We start from the raw sequence: 4,894 nt of genomic DNA, 5'->3' as shown, positions 1-4,894 counted from the left end.
AAAACCATTGTGATCTAGGCGATGCAGCCCTCGAACCCTTCGGTGATCAACTGTTCCGGTAGATTGCGGCCGATGAAAACGATGCGGCTTTGGCGCTTTTCGTCTTCCTTCCAGGGTCGTTGATGGTCGCCGTCGAGAATCATATGCACGCCTTGGAATACGAAGCGCCGATCTTCATCCTTGAATGAAAGAATGCCCTTGCTGCGCAGGATGTTCGGGCCTTCCTTCTGCACGAGATCCTCGACCCACGGGAAAAATTTGTCCGCGTCGAGCGGCTTGTCGGTTTTGAGTGAAATCGACTGCATTTCCTCGTCGTGGTAGTGCTTGATCCCGCCATGATGGTCATCGTGCTTGTGGTCATGATCATGGTGGTCATGGTCATGGTCGTGATGGTGATCGTGGCCATGATCGTGATGATGGTCGTGATCGTGGTCCTTGCTTTCGAGGAAAGCCGGTTCGATATCGAGAATGCGGTCGAGGTCGAACGCGTTGCGTTCCAGAATCTCGCTGAGCGCGATCTGCGCCCGTTGGGTTCTGTGCAACTTCGCGTAAGGATTGATGCCGCGGATGCGCGCCTCGATTTCGCTGAGCTCGTCGGGTGAGACCAGATCGGTCTTGTTGATCAGGATCACGTCGGCGAAGGCGATCTGGTTCTTGGCTTCCGGGGCGTCCTTGAGTCGGTCATTGAGCCACTTGGCATCGGTGACGGTGACGACGGCGTCGAGCTTGGTCTTCTTCCCGACATTCTCATCGACGAAAAAGGTCTGCGCTACCGGCGCCGGATCGGCGAGGCCGGTAGTCTCGACGATAATAGCGTCGAACTTGCCATTCCGCTTCATCAGGTCGGCCAGGATGCGCATGAGATCTCCGCGCACGGTGCAGCAGATGCAACCGTTGTTCATTTCGAACACTTCCTCGTCAGCGCCGACGACGAGGTCGTTGTCGATGCCGATTTCTCCGAACTCGTTGACGATGACGGCGTATTTTCGTCCGTGCTCCTCCGAAAGAATCCGATTGAGCAGTGTGGTCTTGCCGGCGCCAAGATAGCCGGTCAGCACGGTGACCGGGATTTTGTCAGTCATTTTGTTCCTCCGCTGGTTCGCCTATATAGGCACCCAGCCTCTTTGCATCAATCATTGCGAGGGATCGTGCCTCGGCGCTGTTCTGGTGGGCCGTCGCCTGCGTCGCGCGCTGACGCCGATCTTGCCGCGCCTGCCGGATCGTGCGCTCCGCCGGGATCGGGTTTTGCGCGCTGCCGAGCAAAGGGCGAAGCTGAAGCTATCGAATTCCGGCTCTTTTAGACCTATTTGCGATCCGCCTCCTGCTTCGCCGGGTTCTCGGTATTCGGCTGCGCGTCATCAGGCTCGCGCGTGAGAAGTCCGGCGCCCAACAGCCCGGCAATAAAGATGTCCGGGCTCACCGTTGAAACGTGAACACCCTCCTGGAACATGCGATCAGCAACCGCTTCCATGTATTCGCGATCGCTGAGGTTTTGTTCATTCCAGCTCGACTCGCGCAGGCGGCGGATGGCATCAAACGACGTTTCGGCCTCGATCAGCAGCCCCTGGCTGGTGCGGTATCGCATCGGTTCTCTCCTTGAGACGAGTGTTTCTGCGGCTCCGATATCAGCCTTAATCACAGGCGGGCACGGCTTGTCCATGAGGGCGATCGATCAGCACCCGGGCAACTAGTGATGTGTGTATCCTGAAATTCCGCTGTCGCCAGTCGTTGCCCAATGAAGCATTTTAGGCTCAGGGAACCTGATTCCGACCGGTTTCGCGATCAAAGCGGTAAACTAGAGCATCGGACCGGAAAGTGGAAACCGGTTTCGGGATAAATCCGATGCAATCAATTAACTGGAGCGGCGGCGCTGATTCCATTTGACCGGCGGCCGCTCTAAGTATCGTAAACGCCGGATGCAAACCTTACCCGCGGACGGCTGATCCATCCGAAAGCGCCGGAAAGGGCAGGGGGTAAACGATGATCGCCGGAAGCTACCGTCGCGCCGCGTTTTCAGGCTCCTGCAATTCCACCGCAGTCGATCGGAGACCTGGACTGGTGTGCGCTTTGCTGGATCAACTCAGTCGGCGAGTACAACCATTTCGCCGTCGATGACCTGATATTCGGCAATAAGCTCCGGAGTAGCTTCCGAATCGACCTTGACCTCCGCGTCAGGGAGGGTTTCCTTGACCGCGCGGACAGCCGCGTCCTGGTCGGCGATGGCGACAAGGATGAATTCCCGGCGTGGCGCTCCGCTGGCGCCTCTGCCGGGCCTCACGGTGCTGATTTTCCAACCTTTGATCATAGCTCAAGTATGGCATGGATTTGCACCCGCGTACATATCCCGTCGGGTTCGTTCCACAACTCCCTGATGCCCCTCGTGGCGCGGCCGGCCTTCGTCTGCGCGCTCAAGCCGCGCTTCTGCAAGCCACGCTTCTGATTCAATCAGAAGCGTGTTTTGAGATCTTGCTTTGACACGTTTTTCACGCAAACCGGTCTCCCCGGATGCTTCGTTGGAAGCGGCGCATGCCTCGCTTGAAGAGGACATGGCTTGAAAGCGCTGTAGCCATTGAACCCGCCGTGTTGCGATTGTAAACGTGCAGCCTTCACCTGAAAGGTCATCTGATGCCGGAAACCGCGTTGAGCGCACTCGTTGATGTCTTGAGCCGGCCCGTCCATGTCCCGAAGCCTGACCAGGCCGCATCTCTCGTCATCGCGGAGCCGCCGACCCCGTTCGTGGCGCCGAGATTCGAAACGGAAGACGGAGAGGGGGGGAGCCTGGAGAAGGAGATCATTCTCATCGAGGCGTCTGCGGCGGCCGGCAAGAGCACATTGGCAAGCCAATTGTCAGCAACGCTCAAGATCCCGGTTCTCGACCTGGCCAGGGTGTCCGTTGCCGCCGGATCGCTCCATGCCCTGCTGGCCGGCCTGGAGGCCGCCGATAAGAGCGACCCGATGGCGGCATTTCACGAGGGCCGGCTTCCCATCATTGTCGACGCGCTTGACGAAGGGAGATTGCTGTCGAACGAGGCCGGGATCGAGCAGTTTCTCGGATCAAGCGCCGAACTGTTGCAAAGCGACCGGCGGGTGACCTCAAGGCCCAAGCTGGTCATGCTGGGTAGGTTCGAGTCGATCGAACTGGCGCGACAGCAATTTGAACGCGCCGCGCCTGAAGTGAAGCACGTCACCGCCAACGTCGAGTTCTACGACAAAGAGGGCGCCCGACAACTGATTCACGCTTACGCCAGGGCGGCGGCCCGGCCCGGGTCGCACTATCTGAACCACCCGGATCTCGCCGAGGATTTCATCACGACATTCTTCGATGCCATCGAAGCCGCGCTCGGCTTATCGGCGGGCGAGTTGTGGGACGACGGACGAGGCAAGGTCTTCGCGGGCTATGCGCCACTGCTTGCGGCGGTAGGGTCCATCCTGGCTGTGATCGATGATTTCGACAACGTCGCCAAAAACCTCAGGGCGAACCGGGGTCGTGAGGCGTGGGGAGTCGTCGAGGCGGTCCTGTACGAGATATTGTGCCGCGAACAGGACAAGTTGCGGGACCGGTTAAGCGATCAATGCGAATCCGCGGTGCCGAACTCCGTTTACGATATAGAGGAGCAACTGACGCTCCTTGCGCAATACATCCAATCGAAGCCGCTCGAGGGCGCCGGCCGTGTCAGGCTCTCGGCCTCCGACATGGGAAAATACAGGGCGATGGTCCAAACCTATCTGCCGCATCACCCCTTCCTGCGAAGGCACGAATTCGGAGATGCCGTGCTCGGGGCGAACGCCGTGTCGCGCGCCGTCTATCACGGCGGGACGATTTCCCGGGACCGGCTGATCAGCCTGTCGCGACAATGGCGCCAATCGGGCCCAACGCGTGGGCGGTCGCGTTGATCGCGCAGGTGTCGGTTATGGCGTCAATCGGCCCGTCGCAGTCATCCACCATTGCGGCGCCCGAAGCTCGGTGACGGCGTCAAATGCGTCATAGGGTTTGATGTCAAGCACGGGCGTGCCGTCATAGGCGTCCAGAGCCTTGACCGTCAGAATGTTCTTCTCCCGCTTCAGCAACTCCACGACGGCCAGCCCGATCGGATTGGGTCGTTCCGGCCCGCGGGCGGAGAACACGCCCACTTCCGGCAGGTCGGTGCGATACCGGGGATGCGTGGTCAGGGGGATGGGCTTACCGGCGATCTGATCCATCCAGAACAGGATGATCAGATGCGACCATTCCTCAAGGCCGGTCAGAGCCGCCGCAAGGTCCTCGCGCACGACGATTTCCGCGACGATATCCCGGCGCGATACGCGCACCTCGTTCGTGAAATGGCTGCGCACGGTCGCTATGGATCGCATGGAAATCGTCATGTGTGGTTACCGGTGCGGATGGTTGAAACGGATCTATTATCCGGCGAGAGGTATTGGTAGTTCATGACCTGCTGTCGCCGCCGACCTTAACATTGCGCCAGGATCGAGCGTCACGGCAAGAGAGGTCAAAATCAAGAGATGCCTTTATCGATATCCCTATCTTGATCTTGCCCTCGCGACGAAACGGCGTTGATAACAGGCGTGATCGAAGCCTCGCTGAAAAATGTTGCGGCGGATCTTCACGGCATTCAAGTTGTCGCCGATGACCAGAACTTGGCACATGGTCAAGAAAGAGTAAGAAGATTGTGGCCGCTGATCGTGCGATCGAAATGACGTGTCGACATTAAAAAGCGCGACGAGATGTTTGATACAGCGCAAAGATGCAATCAGGTCGCGCGAGTGAATCGCGTGCGTGGTTGCCGCAGAGCAGCATGAACGGCGCTTGCATCTTAAAATATACTCCTTTAAGAAATCGGCCGGTATGTAACGCGCTTGTTGGGCCGTATCAAAGGCCGTCAGGTGCTGGTGCGGA

The 4,894-nt window shown here is 58.7% G+C and carries 6 protein-coding genes; 1 reads left to right on the top strand and 5 read right to left on the bottom strand.

Annotated features, from left to right (window positions below; all coding sequences use genetic code 11):
• Nucleotides 1–14: 14 nt before the first annotated feature.
• The 3 genes from NWI01_RS16725 to NWI01_RS19120 all read right to left on the bottom strand — a co-directional run bounded on the left by NWI01_RS16725 (nt 15) and on the right by NWI01_RS19120 (nt 2,278).
• Complete coding sequence (locus tag NWI01_RS16725; protein ID WP_141385095.1) at nt 15–1,082, bottom strand: CobW family GTP-binding protein; 1,068 nt, start codon at nt 1,080–1,082, stop codon at nt 15–17.
• Between the two features lie 221 nt (nt 1,083–1,303).
• Nucleotides 1,304–1,660, bottom strand: a complete 357-nt coding sequence (locus NWI01_RS16720; protein WP_244613849.1) for a hypothetical protein — start codon at nt 1,658–1,660, stop codon at nt 1,304–1,306.
• Between the two features lie 420 nt (nt 1,661–2,080).
• Nucleotides 2,081–2,278 carry a hypothetical protein gene (locus NWI01_RS19120; RefSeq protein WP_181410551.1) on the bottom strand — a complete coding sequence of 66 codons (198 nt, stop codon included), beginning with the start codon at nt 2,276–2,278 and terminating at the stop codon, nt 2,081–2,083.
• 362 nt (nt 2,279–2,640) lie between these two features.
• On the opposite strand from NWI01_RS19120, the gene NWI01_RS16710 reads away from it, so the two are divergent.
• Nucleotides 2,641–3,894 carry a hypothetical protein gene (locus NWI01_RS16710; RefSeq protein WP_244613848.1) on the top strand — a complete coding sequence of 418 codons (1,254 nt, stop codon included), beginning with the start codon at nt 2,641–2,643 and terminating at the stop codon, nt 3,892–3,894.
• A gap of 15 nt (nt 3,895–3,909) precedes the next feature.
• Here NWI01_RS16710 and tsaA read toward each other — a convergent pair whose 3' ends face one another.
• Both tsaA and NWI01_RS19420 read right to left on the bottom strand, forming a co-directional pair.
• On the bottom strand, nt 3,910–4,362 hold the full coding sequence (gene tsaA, locus NWI01_RS16705) for a tRNA (N6-threonylcarbamoyladenosine(37)-N6)-methyltransferase TrmO (RefSeq protein ID WP_141385092.1): 453 nt from the start codon (nt 4,360–4,362) through the stop codon (nt 3,910–3,912).
• Between the two features lie 156 nt (nt 4,363–4,518).
• A partial coding sequence (locus NWI01_RS19420; protein ID WP_210242998.1) for a hypothetical protein occupies nt 4,519–4,894 on the bottom strand: 376 nt, incomplete at its 5' end.

It is taken from the genome of Nitrobacter winogradskyi (assembly GCF_006539545.1).
Lineage (GTDB): Bacteria > Pseudomonadota > Alphaproteobacteria > Rhizobiales > Xanthobacteraceae > Nitrobacter > Nitrobacter winogradskyi_A.
Note: the sequence above shows the minus strand (reverse complement) of the source record. Positions and strands in the feature narration are given on the sequence as shown.

Bases quoted from the DNA above. Each gene is read 5' to 3' on its own strand.
- NWI01_RS16725 (WP_141385095.1), bottom strand. From the start codon at position 1,082: ATGACTGACAAAATCCCGGTCACCGTGCTGACCGGCTATCTTGGCGCC.
- NWI01_RS16720 (WP_244613849.1), bottom strand. From the start codon at position 1,660: ATGGACAAGCCGTGCCCGCCTGTGATTAAGGCTGATATCGGAGCCGCA.
- tsaA (WP_141385092.1), bottom strand. From the start codon at position 4,362: ATGACGATTTCCATGCGATCCATAGCGACCGTGCGCAGCCATTTCACG.